General features: G+C 62.7%; 19 protein-coding genes. 8 read left to right on the forward strand and 11 right to left on the reverse strand.

Annotated elements, in window-relative coordinates; translation table 11 throughout:
- Positions 1-25 precede the first annotated feature (25 nt).
- The gene (locus NTD80_RS28725) at positions 26-751 is read right to left on the reverse strand and encodes an SDR family oxidoreductase (protein WP_201145763.1); all 726 of its coding nucleotides are present in this window, start codon (positions 749-751) and stop codon (positions 26-28) included.
- A gap of 111 nt (positions 752-862) precedes the next feature.
- Here NTD80_RS28725 and NTD80_RS28730 point away from each other — a divergent pair, with 111 nt between their 5' ends.
- Positions 863-1696 (forward strand): LysR family transcriptional regulator, encoded by an 834-nt coding sequence (locus tag NTD80_RS28730; RefSeq protein ID WP_201145762.1) that lies wholly within the window; start codon positions 863-865, stop codon positions 1694-1696.
- Positions 1697-1699: 3 nt separating this feature from the next.
- Here NTD80_RS28730 and NTD80_RS28735 read toward each other — a convergent pair whose 3' ends face one another.
- Positions 1700-2554 (reverse strand): LysR family transcriptional regulator, encoded by an 855-nt coding sequence (locus tag NTD80_RS28735; RefSeq protein WP_106802806.1) that lies wholly within the window; start codon positions 2552-2554, stop codon positions 1700-1702.
- A gap of 88 nt (positions 2555-2642) precedes the next feature.
- On the opposite strand from NTD80_RS28735, the gene NTD80_RS28740 reads away from it, so the two are divergent.
- Positions 2643-3083, forward strand: coding sequence for a multidrug/biocide efflux PACE transporter (locus NTD80_RS28740; RefSeq protein ID WP_065909121.1), 441 nt, complete (start codon positions 2643-2645; stop codon positions 3081-3083).
- Here NTD80_RS28740 and NTD80_RS28745 read toward each other — a convergent pair.
- Positions 3070-3975, reverse strand: coding sequence for a LysR family transcriptional regulator (locus NTD80_RS28745; protein WP_065909124.1), 906 nt, complete (start codon positions 3973-3975; stop codon positions 3070-3072). The genes NTD80_RS28740 and NTD80_RS28745 overlap by 14 nt on opposite strands.
- Before the next feature lie 50 nt (positions 3976-4025).
- Positions 4026-4784: an SDR family NAD(P)-dependent oxidoreductase gene (locus NTD80_RS28750; protein WP_262135692.1), complete on the reverse strand. Its 759-nt coding sequence runs from the start codon at positions 4782-4784 to the stop codon at positions 4026-4028.
- Positions 4785-4890: 106 nt separating this feature from the next.
- On the opposite strand from NTD80_RS28750, the gene NTD80_RS28755 reads away from it, so the two are divergent.
- Entirely contained in the window at positions 4891-5787 is an 897-nt protein-coding gene (locus tag NTD80_RS28755; RefSeq protein WP_262135693.1) for a LysR family transcriptional regulator, read from the forward strand.
- Here NTD80_RS28755 and NTD80_RS28760 read toward each other — a convergent pair.
- On the reverse strand, positions 5784-6701 hold the full coding sequence (locus NTD80_RS28760) for a LysR family transcriptional regulator (protein WP_065909132.1): 918 nt from the start codon (positions 6699-6701) through the stop codon (positions 5784-5786). The two genes, NTD80_RS28755 and NTD80_RS28760, sit on opposite strands and share 4 nt — an antisense overlap.
- 124 nt (positions 6702-6825) lie before the next feature.
- Between NTD80_RS28760 and NTD80_RS28765 the strand changes: the two genes are divergently transcribed.
- The 3 genes from NTD80_RS28765 to NTD80_RS28775 all read left to right on the forward strand — a co-directional run bounded on the left by NTD80_RS28765 (position 6826) and on the right by NTD80_RS28775 (position 9797).
- A complete protein-coding gene (locus NTD80_RS28765; protein WP_120449624.1) occupies positions 6826-7602 on the forward strand; it encodes a 5-oxoprolinase subunit PxpA in 777 nt (258 codons plus the stop codon).
- A gap of 345 nt (positions 7603-7947) precedes the next feature.
- Complete coding sequence (locus tag NTD80_RS28770) at positions 7948-8826, forward strand: 5-oxoprolinase subunit B family protein (protein ID WP_262135694.1); 879 nt, start codon at positions 7948-7950, stop codon at positions 8824-8826.
- Positions 8823-9797 carry a biotin-dependent carboxyltransferase family protein gene (locus NTD80_RS28775; protein WP_106802810.1) on the forward strand — a complete coding sequence of 325 codons (975 nt, stop codon included), beginning with the start codon at positions 8823-8825 and terminating at the stop codon, positions 9795-9797. The genes NTD80_RS28770 and NTD80_RS28775 overlap by 4 nt, the downstream gene beginning before the upstream one ends.
- Before the next feature lie 123 nt (positions 9798-9920).
- Here NTD80_RS28775 and NTD80_RS28780 read toward each other — a convergent pair whose 3' ends face one another.
- The 4 genes from NTD80_RS28780 to NTD80_RS28795 form a co-directional block, all read right to left on the reverse strand.
- Complete coding sequence (locus NTD80_RS28780; protein WP_065909140.1) at positions 9921-11537, reverse strand: inorganic phosphate transporter; 1617 nt, start codon at positions 11535-11537, stop codon at positions 9921-9923.
- Between the two features lie 176 nt (positions 11538-11713).
- Complete coding sequence (locus NTD80_RS28785) at positions 11714-12736, reverse strand: transporter (RefSeq protein ID WP_065909143.1); 1023 nt, start codon at positions 12734-12736, stop codon at positions 11714-11716.
- Between the two features lie 202 nt (positions 12737-12938).
- Positions 12939-14111 carry a GAF domain-containing sensor histidine kinase gene (locus NTD80_RS28790; protein ID WP_106802812.1) on the reverse strand — a complete coding sequence of 391 codons (1173 nt, stop codon included), beginning with the start codon at positions 14109-14111 and terminating at the stop codon, positions 12939-12941.
- A 182-nt stretch (positions 14112-14293) separates the two neighbouring features.
- Positions 14294-14599, reverse strand: a complete 306-nt coding sequence (locus NTD80_RS28795; protein WP_106802813.1) for a PepSY domain-containing protein — start codon at positions 14597-14599, stop codon at positions 14294-14296.
- Between the two features lie 154 nt (positions 14600-14753).
- Here NTD80_RS28795 and NTD80_RS28800 point away from each other — a divergent pair, with 154 nt between their 5' ends.
- Positions 14754-15632: a sterol desaturase family protein gene (locus tag NTD80_RS28800; protein ID WP_262135695.1), complete on the forward strand. Its 879-nt coding sequence runs from the start codon at positions 14754-14756 to the stop codon at positions 15630-15632.
- On the opposite strand, the gene NTD80_RS28805 is transcribed toward NTD80_RS28800, so the two are convergent.
- Both NTD80_RS28805 and NTD80_RS28810 read right to left on the reverse strand, forming a co-directional pair.
- The gene (locus tag NTD80_RS28805) at positions 15624-16289 is read right to left on the reverse strand and encodes a helix-turn-helix domain-containing protein (RefSeq protein WP_106802815.1); all 666 of its coding nucleotides are present in this window, start codon (positions 16287-16289) and stop codon (positions 15624-15626) included. The two genes, NTD80_RS28800 and NTD80_RS28805, sit on opposite strands and share 9 nt — an antisense overlap.
- A complete protein-coding gene (locus NTD80_RS28810; protein WP_065909153.1) occupies positions 16290-17417 on the reverse strand; it encodes a glycerophosphodiester phosphodiesterase family protein in 1128 nt (375 codons plus the stop codon).
- Positions 17418-17649: 232 nt separating this feature from the next.
- Between NTD80_RS28810 and NTD80_RS28815 the strand changes: the two genes are divergently transcribed.
- Entirely contained in the window at positions 17650-17973 is a 324-nt protein-coding gene (locus NTD80_RS28815) for a DUF2025 family protein (RefSeq protein WP_201145755.1), read from the forward strand.
- The last annotated feature ends 844 nt before the right edge of the window (positions 17974-18817 follow it).

The following is an 18817-nucleotide window of genomic DNA, read 5'->3' on the forward strand; positions in this document are numbered from 1 at the left end:
AGCCGGCAAGCCTGAAAGGGGCCGCTCAGGGCTGCTGGCGAGTCGCGGCCAACACAATCTCGCGGATGCACACATGCTGCGGTTGCTGGTAGGCATAGGCAATCGCCGAGGCCACATCGTCGGCACTCAGCACGGTGCCGCCCATGTCCTGTTTCCAGGCCTGGTAGCCACTCTTGATCGCCTCATCGGTGGTGTGGCTGAGCAACTCGGTTTCCACTGCGCCCGGAGCGATGGTGATCACGCGTACGTTGCTCGGCGACAATTCCTCGCGCAGGTTCTCTGAAATCCCATGCACGGCAAACTTGGTGCCGACGTACGCCACGTGGTTCGGGAAGGTCTTGCGCCCGGCCACCGAGCTGACGTTGATGATCGTGCCGCTCTTGCGCGCGACCATGCTCGCGGCCACCGCATGAATGCCGTTGAGCAGGCCTTTCACGTTGACGTCGAGCATCTGCTCCCATTGCGCCGGGTCTTGCTCGCTGACTGCGCCCAGCAGCATCACCCCGGCATTGTTGATCAACGCATCGGCCGGGCCGAATTGCGCTTCAGCTTCCTTCACGGCAGCGACCAGGGCGGCGCGGTCGGTGATGTCGACCCCACGGTTCAGGGTGTTCGGCAGGTTGAGGTCGTTGAGGCGATCAATACGGCGTGCCAGCAGCAACAGCGGGTGACCGGCGGCGGACAATCGGCGGGCGGTAGCTTCGCCGATACCCGAACTGGCGCCGGTGATGATGATCAGTGGCTGGCTCATGTGTGCACTCCTGGAATAAGAAAAATCGATAACTCAAACGTGAGCGCAGTATATTTACCCGGTTAAAGGCTGAAAAATGCCTTATTCCTCTGTCTGTCATCGGATCTGGCTATGGATGTGCGTCACCTCAAAGCGTTTCTCGCGGTGTTTGAAGAACGCAATATCACCGCTGCAGCGCAGCGTTTATTCATCAGTCAGCCGACGTTGTCGGTGACCATCAAGCAGTTGGAAGATGAGCTGGGCGTGGCGCTGTTCGTGCGTCAGCCTCGCGGGGTCGAGGTCAGTGCCGAAGCACGGGTGCTGTATCCCCAGGCGCGGCGCATGGTGGCCGAAGCGGAGGCGCTGAGCCGGTTGTTCCGCGGCCGCGAGAATCGCATTGCGCTGGAGTTGGGGGTGGAGGGCGACATTGCCGACAGCCAGATCGAAACTTTCCTGCGCATGGCACACCAAGGTCTGCCCGGTTTGCTGCTGACCCTGCAGGAAGGCTGTGAAGGGGAAGGGCGCCTGGCGGTGGAGGAAATGTGCTGCGAGGACGAACTGTTCCTGCCGATATGGGAAGAGTCCTACGTGATGGCGTTACCGGCCGCACATCCCATGGCGCAGGCTGGCAAAGAGCAGGCCTGGGCGCCAATCGAGGACTGGATCACCTGCCCGCAACACGATTCCCATCAGCGCCTGATGGCCTTGTATGGGCGCTCGCCGCAGGCGGTAGCCGGGCATGCCGGCTCATTGACCCAGGCCCTGCATATGGTGGCCGCCGGTGTAGGCGTGGCGATGTTGCCGCAGTCGCTGGCGGCCGAGCGCGCCGGGGTGGTGAGCCGTGAATGGCACCTGCCGGCGCCGACGCGGCGGGTCGGGCTGTGCTTCGCCGCGCAAGCGTTGGAATCCCCCGCGCTGCGCGCCCTGCACGAATATTTCCAGAACAACCGACCGCCGCAACGCTAGGCGTCAATCGACCATCAGCCCCAGCATCCAACTCCCCGCCGGCCCGGGCGGGTACTGCCGCGACCACAGCGCATCCACGGCCACCGAGCGCGGCCAACTGCGTACCTTGAGTTCGACCAGCCCGGCATTGCCGAAGCGTTCCACCAGCCAGCGAGGCAGCTCGGCCCAGCCGAAACCGAGCTGAGCCATTTCCATCAGCATCAGAAAACTCGGCGCCGACCACACGCGGCCCGTGGGGCGTGTTTCATTCGGGTTGATGATGCTCGCCAGGCGCAGTTCACGGTGTTGCTGCAGGGCTTGCAGGTCGATGGTGTCCAGGCTCGCCAAGGGATGATCCGGGGCGACGAACAGCGCGATTTCCGTGCGTTCCTCCACCGGGGCGCGACTCAGGTCCGGCGGATACACCGCCTGGGCCTCGACAAACGCAATCTGTGCCCGGCCGCTTTGCACCAGGGCGATCAGGTCTTCGCACTCGGCGATCAGCCATTCCAGTTCCAGGTCCGGGTAACGTTGCTCGAAAGCCTTGAGCGCCAGTTCGAAGCGCTCTGACTGGTAAGTGTCGGACATGGCGATGGTCACTTTCGGCTCCAGGCCCTGGGCCAACTGGCTCGCCGCCAGCTCCAGGCGGCTGCTGGCTTCCAGCACCTGTTCGGCGCGTTGCAGCAACACGTGGCCGGCCGGTGTGAGCGTCGGCTTGCGGCTGCTGCGATCGAACAGCACCACGTCGAGATCAATCTCCAGGCTGGCCACCGCTGCGCTGACGGTGGACTGGCTCTTGCCCAGCTTGCGTGCCGCCGCCGAGAACGAACCCTGGGTGGCGGCCTGGACAAACGCCTGCAGCACTTCATGAGAGGCCATGACTATCGCCTTGGTCGATGGTTATTAGTTATGAAGTATCGACTTGAAGGGTAATGATAGCAACCATCGTCACTCACGGAGCCGGGTCATGCACCCTACCAAGTCGATTACTGAACGCGTTTGCCAAGCCCTGGGTTTTGAAGGCCTGGCCTTATTGATCTGTACCCCGTTGCTGGTCTGGATCACTGGCCGGCCGGCCCTGGAGATGGGCGCGGTAACCCTGGGCCTCAGCGTGCTGGCGCTGACCTGGAACATCATTTTCAACAGCCTGTTCGACCGCCTCAAGGTGCGCCTGCAACTCGCCGGTGGCGTGTGGACGCGCATGCTGCATGCCGTGCTGTTCGAGGGAGGGCTGATCATCGTGGCGGTCCCGCTGATTGCCGCGTGGCTGAAGATAAGCCTGGTGCAGGCGTTTTGGCTGGACATTGGCGTGCTGCTGTTTTTCCTGCCGTACACCTATGTGTATCACTGGGGGTATGACGTGTTGCGGGAAAGATTCGTACGCCAGCGCGTGCCTAGTCGGGCTTGAGCGTCGCGACAAAATCCAGGAACGCCCGCACCTTGGCCGCCGGCAAATGCCGCGAGGGGTAGTAGGCGTACAGCGGAAAACGCTCGTCCGGCCAGTCCGGGAACAACTCCACCAGGCTGCCGGCCTTGAGCGCCGGCGCCAGGCCCAGGTCGAGCATCTGCGCCACCGCATGGCCGTGCTCGCACACGCTGTACAGGGTGCTGGCATCGTTGACGACCAGGCGGCCGTCGGTGCGCACGATCAATTGCTCACCGGGGCGGTGAAATTCCCAGGCAAACGGGCGACCGGTTTGCGAGTCGCGAAAATCCAGGCACATGTGCCCGTTTTCCAGGTCCTGCGGGGTGGCCGGTCGGCCATGGCGTTCCAGGTAGGCGGGGGAGGCCAGGGTGAGCACGCGCACTTGCATCAACTTGCGCGCGATCAGTGAAGAGGATTGCGGGATGCCAAAGCGGATCGCCAGGTCGAAGCCATCGGCGACCAGGTCGCCCAGTTGGTCGCGGGTGTGCAGGTCCAACTGCAATTGCGGGTAGCGGCGCATGAAATCGCCCAGCACCGGGCCGAGGACCAGCCGCGAGAAGTACGGGTCGATATTCACCCGCAGGCGCCCGCGTACGGTGTGAGCGCTGTCGGCCGCCGAGTTGGCCGCCTCTTCGAGACCGGCCAGCAGCGGGGCAATTTCCTGATAGAAACGCCGACCCTCGTCGGTCAGTTGCACCGAGCGCGTGGTGCGGTCGAACAGGCGAATCCCCAAGCGTTTTTCCAGGCGTGAAATCGCCCGGCTGACGCCCGAAGGCGTCATCTCCAGGCTGACGGCGGCGCGGGCAAAACTGCCGCTGTCGACCACGGCCGCCAATACGCCCATGCCGCCGGCCAATCCTGGATCAAAACTCATCGGTGATTGCCTGTCAGTGATCTGAAGGCATTGATGCTAGCGCAGAACGTCTACAGAAACATGCCGCCCGAGGCCTCGATGCGCTGCCCGGTGATCCAGTGGCTGCCGTCGGCCAGCAGCGTCGAGATCGCCCCGCCGATATCTTCCGGCAACCCGGCGCGGCCGAGGGCGGTATTGTTGGCGACCATCGCGTTCACGTTGGGGTTATCGCGCACCGCGCCGCCGCTGAAGTCAGTGGCTATCGCGCCGGGGGCCAGGGTGTTCACGCTGATTCCGCGCGGGCCCAGCTCCTTGGCCTGATAGCGCGATAGCACTTCCACCGCACCTTTCATCGACGCATACGCCGAGTACCCCGGCAGGCTGAACCGCGCCAGGCCACTGGAGATGTTAATGATGCGCCCGCCATCGCTGATCAGCGGCAGCAGTTTTTGCGTGAGGAAAAACGGCGCCTTGAAGTGGATTGCCACCAGGCGGTCGAACTGCTCTTCAGTGGTTTCGGCAAACGCAGCGTTGACGCCAATGCCGGCGTTGTTGATCAGGAAATTGAACTGCTGCTGGGCGAAAACTTCCTTGAGCACGCCGCCGACCTGGCCGACGAAGTCGTTGAAGGATGCGCTCTGGCTCACATCCAGTTGCAGCATGGCGGCGCGGCCACCCAGGGCCTCTATCTGTGCCACCACCGCCTGGGCTTCGTCGGCTGCGCTGTGGTAGGTGCCGATGATGTCGACGCCCTGTGCCGCCAAGTGCAGCGCGGTGCTTTTGCCCAGGCCGCGGCTGGCGCCGGTGATCAATGCGATTTTACGGGTCATGGTGCAGTCCTCTCGGGTGGTCAGTGGGACTGAGTGTATTTGTCCGGCTGTAACGTGATAAACAGGGGTATATCGGAATCACTGGCCGGATAAGGCGAACAATCCCATGAACAAGCTGGAACTGCTGCGCACCTTTGTGCGCGTCACCGAACTGTCGAGTTTCACCGGCGCCGGCGAGAGCCTGGGCCTGCCGCGCTCCAGCGTGTCCGAGCATGTCCAGGCGCTGGAAGAGCTGCTCGGCACACGCCTGCTGCAGCGCACCACGCGCAAGGTGCAGGCGACCCAGGACGGGCGTGTGCTGTACGAGCGCAGCAAGGATCTGCTGGCCCACATGGACGAACTCGAAGGCCTGTTTCGCCAGGATGAGGCGCAACTCAGCGGGCGTATCCGCGTGGACTTGCCCAACGTGATGGCGCGGGACCTGATCCTGCCGCGCCTGCCCGAGTTCATGGACGCCCACCCATTGATCGATCTGGAAATCAGCACCACCGACCGCCAGGTCGACCTGCTGGCCGAAGGGTTCGACTGTGTGCTGCGGGTCGGCGCACAGCCCGACCAGACGGTGGTCGCGCGGTGGTTGTGCAGCATGCCGATGATCAACTGTGTCAGCGCCGGCTACCGCCAGCGCCATGGCGTACCCGAGACCCTCGAGGACCTGGCGCACCATCAACTGGTGCATTACGTGCGCCCCTTGGGGTCACGTTCGACGGGGTTCGAATACCAGCAGGGCGACAAAGTGCACCGCGTACCGATGGCCGGGAGGGTCACGGTCAACAGCACCGACGCGTACAAATCCGCCTGCCTGGGCGGCTTCGGCATTACTCAGGTGCCGGTCCTGGGCATCCGCGATCTGCTCGCCAGTGGCGAGCTGGTCGCCGTGCTGCCCGACTACCCGGCACCGGCGCTCGATGTGTCGCTGCTCTACGCCGGGCAACGGCATTTGCCGCAGCGTGTGCGAGTGTTCATGGACTGGCTGGCCGCGACGCTGCAAGCCCGACTCTAACGGCGAGCCGACAACTGCTGCGGCGCCAGGAAGGCGTCGTGGAAATAATCGCGCACGGCCTGCATCGCCGGGGTAAACGCACGCTCGCGGTGCCAGGCCAGCCCGACACTCATGGGCGTGACCGGGTCGGTCACGGTGAGGGTTTCGATACGCTTGCCTTCCAGTGACCAGGGCCGATGCACCAGGTCCGACAGGATCGCCACGCCGCTGCCATTGGCGACCATGCTGCGCACCGCTTCCACCGAGCTGGTGCGCAGCCGCACCTGGGGCGTTTGCCCGGCCTGTTCCCAATAGCGCATGGCGCTGTGTTCGGCCTCATCGACGGTGAGCAGGATGTACGGTTCGCGGGCCACATCCGCCAGGCTCACGGCGCCGCGTTCGCACAACGGGTGATGGCTGGGCAGCCACAGGCGGCGTTCGGAGTTGAACAGGATTTCGGAGACGATATCCGCATGAGTCAGGTTGGCGGTGAGCACCACTGCCATGTCGAATTGGCCGTCGAGCAGGCCTTGCTCGATGGCCTGGCGCTCCTGCTCGAACACCTCGATGGTCACATCCGGGTGCCAGTGTTCCATGCGCTGCAAGTGGTGCGGCAGGAAGTAACCGAGCACCGTGTAGCTGGCGGCCAGGCGCAGCACGCCACTGGCGCGGTAGTCTGGCAATGGGCTGTTGAGGGCGTCGTCGACGCTGCGCACAATCACATAGGCACGGTTGAGAAAGTGCCGGCCGGCGTCGGTCAGGTTCATGCCTTGGGCCGAACGCACGAACAGCTGCACGCCGAGCATCGCCTCCAGTTCCTTGATCGCCGTGGTCACCGCCGACTGGGAAATGTTGAGGTGGATGGCGGCCTGGGAAATCTGGCCGATTTCGGCGGTGGCGACGAAATAACGCACTTGGCGCAAGGTCAATGACACGCTGCATTCCTCGTAGGGGCTCGGCTTATCTGATTTTCAGAAGATGGGCTATCTGATAATAGATCTTCCCAAGGGGTCAAGGCGCGGCCTACTTTTCCGCCATCACCTTTGCGGAGCGACCTCGATGCAGGCAGTGGATTTCAACTCGGACATGGGCGAAGGCTTCGGCCCCTGGACCATCGGCGATGGCGTCGACGCGCAGCTGATGGCCTATATCAGCTCGGCCAACATCGCCACCGGCTTCCACGCCGGCGACCCCGGCACCATGCGCCGCACCGTCGAGCGCGCCAAGCAACTGGGAGTGGCCATCGGTGCACATCCGGGGTTTCGCGACCTGGTCGGCTTCGGGCGCCGGCATATCAACGCACCGGCTCAGGAGCTGGTCGACGACATCCTCTACCAGCTCGGCGCCCTGCGCGAAATCGCCCGCGCCCAAGGCGTGACGCTGCAACATATCAAGCCCCACGGCGCGCTCTACATGCATTTGGCCCGCGACGAAGAAGCCGCGCGGCTGCTGGTGCAGAACCTGCAGATCATCGAACCGACACTGCTGTTGTACTGCATGCCCAACTCGGTGATCTGGCGCGTGGCCAAGGAACTCGGGCAACCGGTGGTGCGCGAGTTCTACGCCGACCGTGAGTACGATCTCAGCGGCTCCATCGTGTTTACCCGCACAGTGCGCGCGCTGGATCCTGCCACCGTAGCGGCGCGGGTCCTACGCGCCTGTCAGACCGGGTTGGTGCGCACGGTGGAAGGCGAAGACCTGTTTATCGAGTTCGATTCCATCTGCCTGCACAGCGACACACCCGGCGCCCTGGAATTGGTGGAAGCCACCCGCGAAGCCCTGGACCAGGCAGGAATCGTGGTGGCCAATGGGCTGCCTGCGGCCAACGGGGCTTGATGTGGTGAGCGGGGTTCCTGTGGCAAGCAGGCTTGTTGTAGTGAGTGGGCTTTATGTGGCAAGCAGGATTCCTGTGGTGAGCGCGCTTGTTGTGGTGAGCGGGCTTGCCCCGCGTTGGGGCGCGCAGCGGCCCTAAAATCAGACGCCCGCGTTTTACCTGGAAGTACACAGGGGGCTTTACTGGGGCTGCTGCGCAGCCCAACGCGGGGCAAGCCCGCTCACCACATAAAGCCCGCTAGCCACAGGAGGCCTGCTAGGCACAGGAAGCCCGCTCAGCACAATAAATCCAATCACCCCTATTCATTTTTTGCCTGCCTTTCTATAACGATTCCAAGAGGAACAGACATGGCTCAAACACCCCCCATCCGCTACAGCTTCGGCGGTGATGAACACCTGTTTGCCGAGGTCAGCGAGAGCATGTCGCTGGAGGCCTTTTTCACGGGCATGGCCGTGACCCGGGCCGTGGAGCGCCTGGCCCTGGAAGGTGTGCTGGATGTGTGCCTGGCCAACGCGTCGTTCCAGATTCGCTTCGACCCCGACCGCATCGCGCCACACGTGCTGCTCGACGCGGTGCAGACCGCCGAAGCCCAGGCCGTGGCCGAACGCACCCTGCACACGCGGATCATCGAAATCCCGGTGCTCTACAACGACCCCTGGACCCATGAAACGCTGATGCGTTTTCGCGACCGCCACCAGGACCCCAGTGCGACCGACCTGGAATACGCCGCGCGCATCAATGGCCTGGCCGATGTCGACGCGTTTATCGCCGCCCACAGTGGCGCGCCGTGGTTTGTGTCGATGGTCGGCTTTGTCGCGGGCCTGCCGTTCATGTTCCAGATGGTCGAGCGCGAGCGGCAGTTGCAGGTGCCCAAGTACCTGCGCCCGCGTACCGACACTCCCAAGTTGACCCTCGGCCATGGCGGCTGCTTCGGCTGCATCTACTCGGTGCGCGGGGCCGGCGGTTACCAGATGTTCGGCGTGACCCCGGCGCCGATCTACGACCCGGCGCAGCAATTGGCCTACCTCAAGGACCACATGGTGTTCTTCCGGCCCGGTGACATCGTGCAATTCAAACCCATCGACCGCGACACCTACGACCAGGCCGTTGCCGAAGTGGACGCAGGACGTTTCGACCTGCGCATCCGTACGGTGGAATTTTCCCTCGATGCGTTTCTCGCCGACCCCATCGGCTACCCGAAAACCCTGCAGGAGGCGCTGGCATGATCAAGGTCCTCAAACCCGGCCTCGCCACCTCCGTGCAAGACCTTGGCCGCGAAGGCTATTACCACCTGGGCATTCCGCCCTCGGGGGCGTTGGACCAGTACGCCTTGAGCGCGGCCAACCACCTGGTGGGCAATCCCATCGGCGCAGCGGGCCTGGAATGCACGTTGATTGGCCCCGAGCTGGCGTTTCAACAGGACGCCCTGGTGGCCCTCAGCGGCGCGTTGATGTCACCGCGCCTGGACGGTGAAGTGGTGCACCAGGACACCGCCTTCCACGTGCGTGCCGGGCAGGTGCTGCGCTTCGAGTTTCCCAAGGCGGGCGCGCGCACTTATCTTGCGGTCGCCGGTGGCATCGACGTGCCTTTGGTGCTCGGCAGTCGTTCCACTTACACCCTCGGTGCGCTCGGTGGTTTTCACGGGCGACGCTTGCAGGCGGGGGATGAACTGCCCATCGGTACCGCCAGCGGACAGGGGCGCGCGGGCAACAGCCTGCCGATGGCGCTGCGCCGGTCGGTCGGTGGCGATGTGACGTTGCGCGTGGTGCCGGGGCTGTACTACGAGCGCTTGACGGCGGGTGCCAAGAGCAGCTTTTTTGCCGAACCCTGGACCGTCGGCTCCGAGGCCGACCGCATCGGCTATCGCTTCAAGGGCGGCAGCGCGCTGAGCTTCCAGCCACGCGAGCAGCCGTTCGGCGCGGGCTCGGATCCGTCGAATATCGTCGACAGTTGCTACCCCATCGGTTCGATCCAGGTACCGGCCGGGCTGGAGCCGATCGTGCTGCATCGGGATGCGGTGTCGGGCGGCGGCTACGCGATGATTGGCACGGTGATCAGCGCCGACCTGGACCTGATCGGGCAAATGCAGCCGAACCAGCGCGCGGGATTTGTGGCGGTGACGCTGGAAGAGGCGCTGGAGGCGCGGCGGGTGTACAAAAAACGCCTGAAAATAATGGGCGGGTTATTCAATAGCTGAAAACCCATAGAACCACTGTAGAGCGGGCTTGCTTACGCCTGCGGTGTGTCAGTCGCCAGGTGCCCTGACTGACAGACGGCTTTCGCGCGCAAGCCCGTTCCCTCACGGTTAAACGGTGCTGTGTCAGAACAATTGGGTGAACAGCCAGTAGAGGCTGCCTGACAGCAGAATCGCCGCCGGCAGCGTCAGCACCCACGCCATCAGCAGATTGCGGATGGTCTTCATCTGCAAGCCACCGCCATTGGCCACCATGGTCCCCGCCACGCCCGACGACAACACATGGGTGGTCGACACCGGCAAGCCATACATATCCGCCGCGCCGATGGTCAGCATGGCCACCATTTCGGCCGATGCGCCCTGGGCGTAAGTCAGGTGGGTCTTGCCGATCTTCTCGCCGACGGTCACCACGATGCGTTTCCAGCCAACCATGGTCCCGAGGCCCAAGGCGATGGCCACGGCGATCTTCACCCACAGCGGGATAAAGCGCGTGGAGTTGTCGATCTGATCCTTGAACAGCTTGAGCTTGCCCTGGGTGTCGGCGTCGAAATTGCCGACCTTGCCCTTGTCCATCAGGCGAATGGTTTCGCTGGTCAGGTACATGTCGTTACGCACGTTGCCTACGGCTTCGGCGGGGACTTTGGCCAGCGAGCCGTAGCCTTTGACTTCATCACCGATCTGGCCGGCGAGGGCGGCGAGCGCCGGTACCAGTTCCGGCGTGGCTTCCTTGGTGCGCACATAGGTCGACAGGATCGGCCGCGGGTCGCCCGTCAGCGCCTGCGGTGCGCTTTTCACCAGGGCCACCTGGGTCACTTCAGCCACGGCGGCAAACTGCAGCGATTGCTCGGCCGGCATGGTGCGGTTCAGCGCGTAGGCCATTGGCAGGGTGCCCACCAGGATCAGCATGATCAGGCCCATGCCCTTCTGGCCATCGTTGGAACCGTGGGCAAACGACACGCCGGTGCAGGTGGCGATCAGCATGCCGCGAATCCACCACGGCGGCGGGGTGTCGCCCTTGGGCGCCTTGTACAGCGCGCGGTTTTTGACAAAGGCACGCAGGGCCAGCAACAGCAAGGCGGCGAAGGCGAAGCCGATCAGCGGCGACAGCAGCAGCGCATAGCCGATCTTGAGCGCCTGGCTCCAATCCACCCCGCTGGTGCCATCACGCCCGTGCATCAGCGCATTGGCCACGCCGACGCCGATGATCGAACCAATCAGCGTGTGCGAAGAAGACGCCGGCAACCCCAGCCACCAGGTGCCGAGGTTCCACAGGATCGCAGCGATCAGCAGGGCGAAGATCATCGCGAAACCGGCCGAGGAACCGACCTGCAAAATCAGCTCGACCGGCAGCAGGGCAATGATGCCGAATGCCACGGCACCGCTGGAAAGCAGCACCCCGAGGAAGTTGAAAAAACCCGACCACACCACCGCAAAATGCGGCGGCAGCGAGTTGGTGTAGATCACCGTCGCGACCGCGTTGGCGGTGTCGTGGAAGCCGTTGACGAACTCGAAACCCAGGGCGATGAGCAGCGCCACGCCCAGCAGCAGGAACGGCGTCCAGGTGGTGACCACCGCGCCCATTTCGTGCATGTCGTGCATCAGGCTGTAGGCGGTGAACAACAGGCCCATGGCGAGCACGGCGAAGAAAATGATCACCGTCACCAGGCCGGGTTTCTTGTCCAGCCTGGGTTTGGGCTCGCTGTGCGAGGAGCGGGTGGAGGCAGTCAGGGAAGGGGTGGCCATGCCGGAGCATCCAGTGTGGGGAGGATGGCATCCATATTCATTGCAGAATGTTACAGAGATACTGCGGCAGGTCAGTGTTTAATCAATCGGCCATGCCGCCGGTCTATAACTGCCCCTTGGTAGGCGCCGGCAAGCCGGCTCCCACCCTCGAGCGCATTTCAAGTCGAGAGTGCGCTTCAGTAATCCTTGCGCTTGCGAAAGGCCCAGCGCCCGGCAATCAAGGTGAACGTCGCCACCAACGCCACCAGGATCCAGAAGCCTTCCGGGTCCTGGGAAAGCGGTACACCGCCCACGTTCATGCCGAAGAAGCCGGCAATGATATTGATCGGCAGCGCCAGCACCGTCACCACGGTGAGGGTAAACAGCGTGCGGTTGCTTTGTTCGTTGAGGTTGGCGGCGATTTCTTCCTGTAACAACTTGATCCGCTCACCGAGGGCCATCAGGTCATTGATGATCAGCGCAAACTCCTCGGTGGATTTGCGCAGCTCCTTCACGTCTTCCTTCTGCAGCCATTGCGGCGGGCGGTTGAGCAGGCGCAGCAGCGAGCCGGGTTCCAGCGCGAGCAGGCGTTGCAGGCGCACCAGCACCCGGCGCGCCGCCCCCAGTTCCGCCCGGTTGGTGGACAGGCGCGAGGACAGCAGCTGGTCTTCGATATGGTCGACGCTGATGCTGGTCTTGCGCACGATCTGGGTCAGCACTTCGCCCTGGTCGCGCAGCAGGTGCACCAGCAGCTCCAGCGGCGAGCGAAAGGTTTCACCGGCTTTCACCGACGAGCGTAGCTTGTCCACCGAGTGCAGCGGTTGCAGGCGCGCGCTGATCAGCAAGCGGCTGCGCGCGCACACCCACAGCGTGGAAATATCCGACGAGACCATGCTGCTGAAGTTGAACACCACGTCGTTGACCACTGCCAGCAAGGCCGAGTCGACATGTTCGATGCGCGTGGAGCGCGAGCCTTCATGCAGGGCCTCGAAGAATTCCTCGGGCAAATCCAGGTGCGCCTGCATCCAGCGCTCGCACGCGGCGTGGGCCAAGTTCAGGTGCAGCCAGAGGAATTCTTCGGGGTCGCCGGGTTGCTGCAAGGCCTGCAGGGCGGTGGCCGAGTCAATCTGCTCAGCCTTTTCACCAGGGCGAAAACGGAAACCGTAAAGCAAGCCGAACAGGTCGGAATCCTGATGGCTGTAGTCGAGGCTGTGGTTCATGGAGGCTCGCAGAGAAAGCGCCTGTAGGACGTTTCACAGGTTCGCGTGAGCGATCATTGCAAGGGGATTTGACAGTTTTGTGACGGTTCGCGACTTATTGCGTTGCGATGACACTTTATTGACCGCCTGTCAGCAACCGTTCAAGAAGCCTCTCTCACCAGGCATCAAGAACCGCTGCTGACAGGGACGCTCTGGCCCCTGATCAGGGGGTGGGCAGGCTGAACGTGAACACGGTGCCGTGCTCGGCGGTGGTCGACACGTTCAGCTCGCCGCCATGCGCTTCGGCGATCTGCTTGACGATATACAACCCCAGCCCCAGGCCGGCCTGGGGGGTATCGGTGGTCGGACGCGAGTAGGGCTGGAACAACCGGGGCAAGGCTTGCGCACTGATCTGCCCGGGGTTCTTGACGGTCAGGTTGAAATGGCCTTGCTCGATCTTTGCCGTGACCTCCACCGGTCCCTCGTGGCTGCCATGGTGAATGGCATTGGCCACCAGGTTGGAGAGCAGCTGCGCGAGGCGATCGCGGTCGCCACTCACGCCTTGCAGGTCGTCGATATTCGCCTGGATCACGCGCTGCGGGTGCACGCTCTGCACTTCCGACACCACATGCTGCAGCGCCTCCTGCAGACCCTGGCAATCGCCGATGTTCAACGGAATGCCATTGCCGAGGCGGCCACGGGCGAAGTCCAGCACGTCTTCGACCAACTGCGCGGCGCGGCGGCCGCTGGTGAGGATATGTCGCAGCAACGTGTCCGTAGCCGGGTCCGGGTGCTTGCGCAGCAACCGTTCAGCAGCGAAGTTGATCGCGAACAGCGGGTTGCGCAGATCATGGCCAAGCACGGCGATGAATTGCTCACGCAGTTCGGCGGTATCGCGTTCTTCCTGCAATTGCGCGTGGGTGAACTGAGCAGCTTCTTCAGCTTCGATTTGCAGCGACAGCACCCGGGCGAACGACTCCATGGTCGACTGGATCGTGCTGCTGCGCAGCTCTGCAGGGTTAGGGTCGAGGGCGCAGATGGTGCCGAAGAAGTGCCCGTCGGTGCGAAACACCGGCACTGAGATGTAGCTTTCGAAGTGGTACAGGCGCGGCGTGTGGTGGTCGTGGTAGAGCGGGTCTTCGCTGGCTTTGTCGATGACCACGGACACGTGGGAGCCGCGAATCTCGTGGCAAATGGTGGTCGTCAGATCCAGTTCGCCGCCGACGCCAAGGCCGAAGTCCAACTGATCGAGCACGGCGCACGCGGTCCAGGTGTCATCGGTCACCCGCGCGACCGCTGCGAAGCGCAGGCCGGTCATGTCGCTGATGACTTTGAGCATCGCGGGGACGGCACTGATGCGGCCAATGGTGGCGATGTCGGCGGCTTTTTGCCCCATGCAGCAATCTCTATCCCAACGTGCTGAGCGTTATGCCCCGGCCAATGGGTGGGATTTTAGCGACCTTGTGCCATGTGGGTGTAATTTCATTCGCAAAATCGAGGATTTTCTTACGCCCGCTGACGCGCGGACATAAAAAAACCGCGCCACCCGGAGGTGGCGCGGTTGCTTGAGGGGGCGACTCAAGTGTCTTGCTTGTTTTCCAGCACGGCGCCGGTCTTGGCGTCGAGCTTCACTTCAAAGCGTTTGCCGGCGGTGTCGGTCAGGTCGACTTCGTAGACCAGCACGCCGTTTTTGTGATCCAGCTCGGTGTCAGTGATGCTGGCACCGGCGTGGGTGGCGACGGCAGCGGCGTTGAGTTTGTCGAACGGCATCACGGCGCCGGACTTGACCAGGCCTTCAATGTGATCCGGGCGAACATCGGCCTGGGCCAGGCCGGCAGTCAGGGTCAGGGCGGTGGCGGCGAACAGTGCGGTCAGGGTTTTCATGGTGTGTGTCCTTCTTCGGTGAGCTGTTTAAGTGGGATCAGGTTATCCAGCGCAACTTAATTCACGCTTAATTATTTCAAGCGGTTGCGCAGTTTGTTCAATCCGCCAAGGGCGCGGGATTTCATGCTGAGGGCTCACTTAAAGGGAGACTCGGATGAAACGGTTGGTCAGTTGGCTTTATGCGCCTGTCTTTTTTGCAGGGTTTATCGGGTGGGCACTCGCGTATGTGCAGGCCAGGCAACCGCAAGGGTTGCTGCTGGTGTTTGTAAGCGCGGTGGCGGTGTCATTTCTGGTCGAGCAATGGCTGCCCTATGAGCGGCAATGGAACCGCAGCCTGGGTGATCGTCGACGCGACACCGTGCATGCGCTGGTCAATGAAAGCCTGAATGCCGCGGGGTTGCTGATCCTGCCCGGGCTGACCGCGCTGTTGGCGTTCGAAGGCCTCTGGCCACGTGGCTGGCCGCTGTGGGAGCAATTGTTGCTGGCCATTGTCGTGGCCGACGCCGGGATTACCTTGATGCATTACGCCAGCCACCGTGTTGCGCCGTTGTGGCGCCTGCATGCGGTGCATCACAGCGTGCAGCGGCTCTATGGCTTCAATGGCTTGATGAAGCACCCCTTGCACCAGATGCTCGAAGCGACGGCAGGCCTGCTGCCGCTGATCCTTTTGGGCATACCGCTGGACGTGGCGCAGTTGCTGGCATTGGCCATCGCTGTTCAGTTGTTGCTGCAGCACTCCAATGTGGCCATGCGCCTGGGGCCGTTGCGCTGGGTGTTCGCCTGGGCGCCGGTGCATCGGTTTCACCACATGAAATACGGGCGTGCGGGGGATGTGAATTTCGGGCTGTTTTTCAATCTGTGGGACTGGCTGCTGGGCACTGCGTTTTTTCGCCCGCGCTATCGCATGGGGCCGGGGGACCTGGGAATTGGCAGCCGGCCGGATTTTCCGCGGGATTATGTGCCGCAGTTGTGTGACCCGTTCGCGGCGGTGAAGTCGGGCAAGGAGCCGCCGTTGCCGCAGGATTTACGTTAGGAACTGCACCTCAAGCTGGCGCAGGGACGCCCCGGCGGTGACGCCGAACAATTGTTTCATGGTCCGCGAGAAATGCGCCGAATCGGCAAAGCCCGCGCCGTGGGCGGCCTCGGTCAGCGTGCCGCCCGCGAGGGCCAGTTGCAGGGCCACACGCAACCGTCGCCACAGCACCAGGCGGCGCACCGGGACACCGAGCTGATCACTGAACAGGCGCTCCAGTTGGCTGAGTGAAAGGTGCGCCGCCTCGGCCAGGGCCAGGGCCGACACTTTGCCGCCCAGATGTTGATCGAGACTGGCGAGTGCGCGCTCGATGCGTGGATCGTCGAGGCGCCGTCGGGGCAACTGGTGCAGCGTCTCGATAAACCCTGCGCCGCCCAGCAGCAGGGCCTGCAACGGCTCGGCAGCAAAGACGATGGGTTCGGCATACAGCACCTGCACCTCACCCTCGGCCTGGAGGATGGCGTGGCGGTGTCGCGAAGGAATGAACAGGCGATCGGCCGTGATCACGCGGCCTTCAAGGCTGACCGTGATGGGCCGGCCTGGGGAGAACATCAATTGATGGGCGTAGTGCGCATGGGGCGCGGTGCGCCCCAGCTCGCCGTGGATCAGGCCGTAATCACGGCCCAACCACAGGCGACCCGACCATTCGGGCTTCACTCAGTACTTATAGTCGTTCAGCAGGTCCTGAACGCTGGACGACGGCCAGCGCTTGTAGAACTTCAGCAGTTCGGCGGCGCGGTTGGTGAAGATGCCGTCGACACCGGCCTTCATCACCTTGTCGAAATCCACCGGCTCATCGACGGTATAGACGTGCACCAGCAGGCCTTTGTCGTGGGTCAGTTGGTTCATTTCCGGCTTCACCAGGTCGGTGTAGCTCTGGTCGCCATGGGCGGTCAGCTCGGCCGAAGGGCCGGTGCCGATGGCGCCGAGGCTCTTGGCTTCGTCGACCCATTTTTCGAACTCGGCGGCGTCTTTCGGCTCTTGCTTGGCGTAGTAGGCGGCCTTGGTGGTTTCGCCGGACTCAGCGAAGGTCTGTGTCGATTTCGGCTCGATGCTGCCAGGGCCGACCCACAGCAGCAGGATCTTCGGCGTGTTCGGCATTTCTTTCTGCAGTTCTTTCAGGCTGGCCGTCTCGAAGGTTTGCAGGACCACGCGCCCCTTGCCCTGACCGACACCGGTGTTGCTCTTGCCCAGCTTGGAGCCGGCAGAGCTCAGCCAGCCTTTATCCAGCAACTTGTTTTTCAGGTCGGCTTCGATGCCCGGGAATTGCTTGGGCTCCTTGGTCTCGATGTACAGGCCGGGTTTGTGCTGCGGATTGCCTTCGGCGATCTTGATGATGTCGTCCAGGCTCTGGATTTTCAGGCCGACGAAGCCCGGACGTGCGCGGTCGGGGTAGGCGGCGTTGAACCAGCTGCCGGCGTCGAGGGTTTGCAGTTCTTTCCAGGTGAATTCGTTGGCCGGGGCGTCCTTGCGCTCGGGGAACTTGGTGGCCACGTCGGTGGTGCGCTGCAGGTTGTTGTCGTGGAGGGCGAACAGTACGCCGTCCTTGCTGCGCTGCAGGTCCATCTCCAGGTAGTCGGCACCCAGGTCGCGGGCGACCTTGTAGGCGGCGGCGGTGGATTCCGGGGCATCGTAGGACGCGCCACGGTGAGCAATCACGGCAGGGTAGGGAATGCCTTCGTTTGTCGCCAATTCAGCCGGGCTGATCGGGTCGGCAGCCTGTGCCTGGCCGAGGCCAAGCGCCAGGGCGAGCAGCAGGGCGCTCTTGGAAAACGTGACAGGCATATGCGAAGTCCTTTCGTGGAGGTAGCTTTGAGAAGGCCTCCTTTTTAACAATTGATTGCGAAAGGCGCTATCACCAAACCGACATTAACGTGCGCACCCGCCAATTTTCTCGGTTTTTTTGCCGTGCATTGCAGTACTCTTGCCCGAAGCTGCTCCGTTAGAGGGCAGTACTTTCTGCCACGCGTGTAAACCATCTTTCCAGTCCCTGTGGGACTTTTCAGTGAGGTTTACCATGCGCATCACTTCCGAGCTTATCTGCCAGGCCGCCGACCAACTCCGTGGTTTTGTCGGCCTCAACCGCAAGACCGGCCAGTACATCGTGCGTTTCAGCGAAGACGCCTTCGGCATGGACGTGGCTGATGACGGCATCATTCCCACCGCCGAATTCGTCTGGCTGCCCGCCGCCGAGCAGACCATGACCCTGTCGCGCGAACGGATTCAACTGCTGCTCGACCAGAACATCGACGACCGCATCAACATCACCGAGCCATTGCGGGCGTACATGCGCCGGGTGGAGATTCCGCAGATCAGTGCGTTGCGTAGCCTGGTGAGCTAGGTCGGCAGGTTTTCAGTCTTATGAAGATCAACGTGTGGGAGTTGTGCCTGGCACAGGATCAAGGCCTACCACTGATAAATGTGGGAGCTGGCTTGCCTGCGAAGGCGGTGGGTCAGTTGGCTTAGCTTTTACTGATAGACCGCTTTCGCGGGCAAGCCCGCTCCCACATTGGAGTGGGGGCGGGCTCGGGATTCAGGGCTGGCACAAACAAGATTGGGGAGCTTTGCCTGGCACATAATCAAGGCCTGCCACTGATAAATGTGGGAGCTGGCTTGCCTGCGAAGGCGGTGGGTCAGTTGGCTTAGCTTTTACTGATACACCGCTTTCGCGAGCAAGCCCGCTCCCACATTGGGGCTGTGTTGGGCTCGGGATTCAGGGCTGGCACAAACAAGATTGGGAGCTGTGCCCGGCACAGGATCAAGGCCCACCACTGATAAATGTGGGAGCTGGCTTGCCTGCGAAGGCGGTGGGTCAGTTGGCTTAGCTTTTACTGATACACCGCTTTCGCGGGCAAGCCCGCTCCCACATTGGAGTGGGGTCGGGCTCGGGATTCAGGGCTGGCACCAATAAGATTGGGAGCTGTGTTGGACTCGGGATTCAGGGCTGGCACAAACAAGATTGGGGGCTGTGCCTGGCATAGGATCAAGGCCTACCACTGATAAATGTGGGAGCTGGTTTGCCTGCGAAGGCGGTGGGTCAGTTGGCTTAGCTTTTACTGATACACCGCCTTCGCGAGCAAGCCCGCTCCCACATTGGGGCTGTGTCGGGATCGGAATTCGGGGCTGGCACAAATAAGATTGGGGAGCTGTGCCTGGCACAGGATCATGGCCTACCACTGATAAAT

The organism is Pseudomonas sp. 13B_2.1_Bac1 (genome assembly GCF_025466155.1).
GTDB lineage: Bacteria > Pseudomonadota > Gammaproteobacteria > Pseudomonadales > Pseudomonadaceae > Aquipseudomonas > Aquipseudomonas aylmerensis.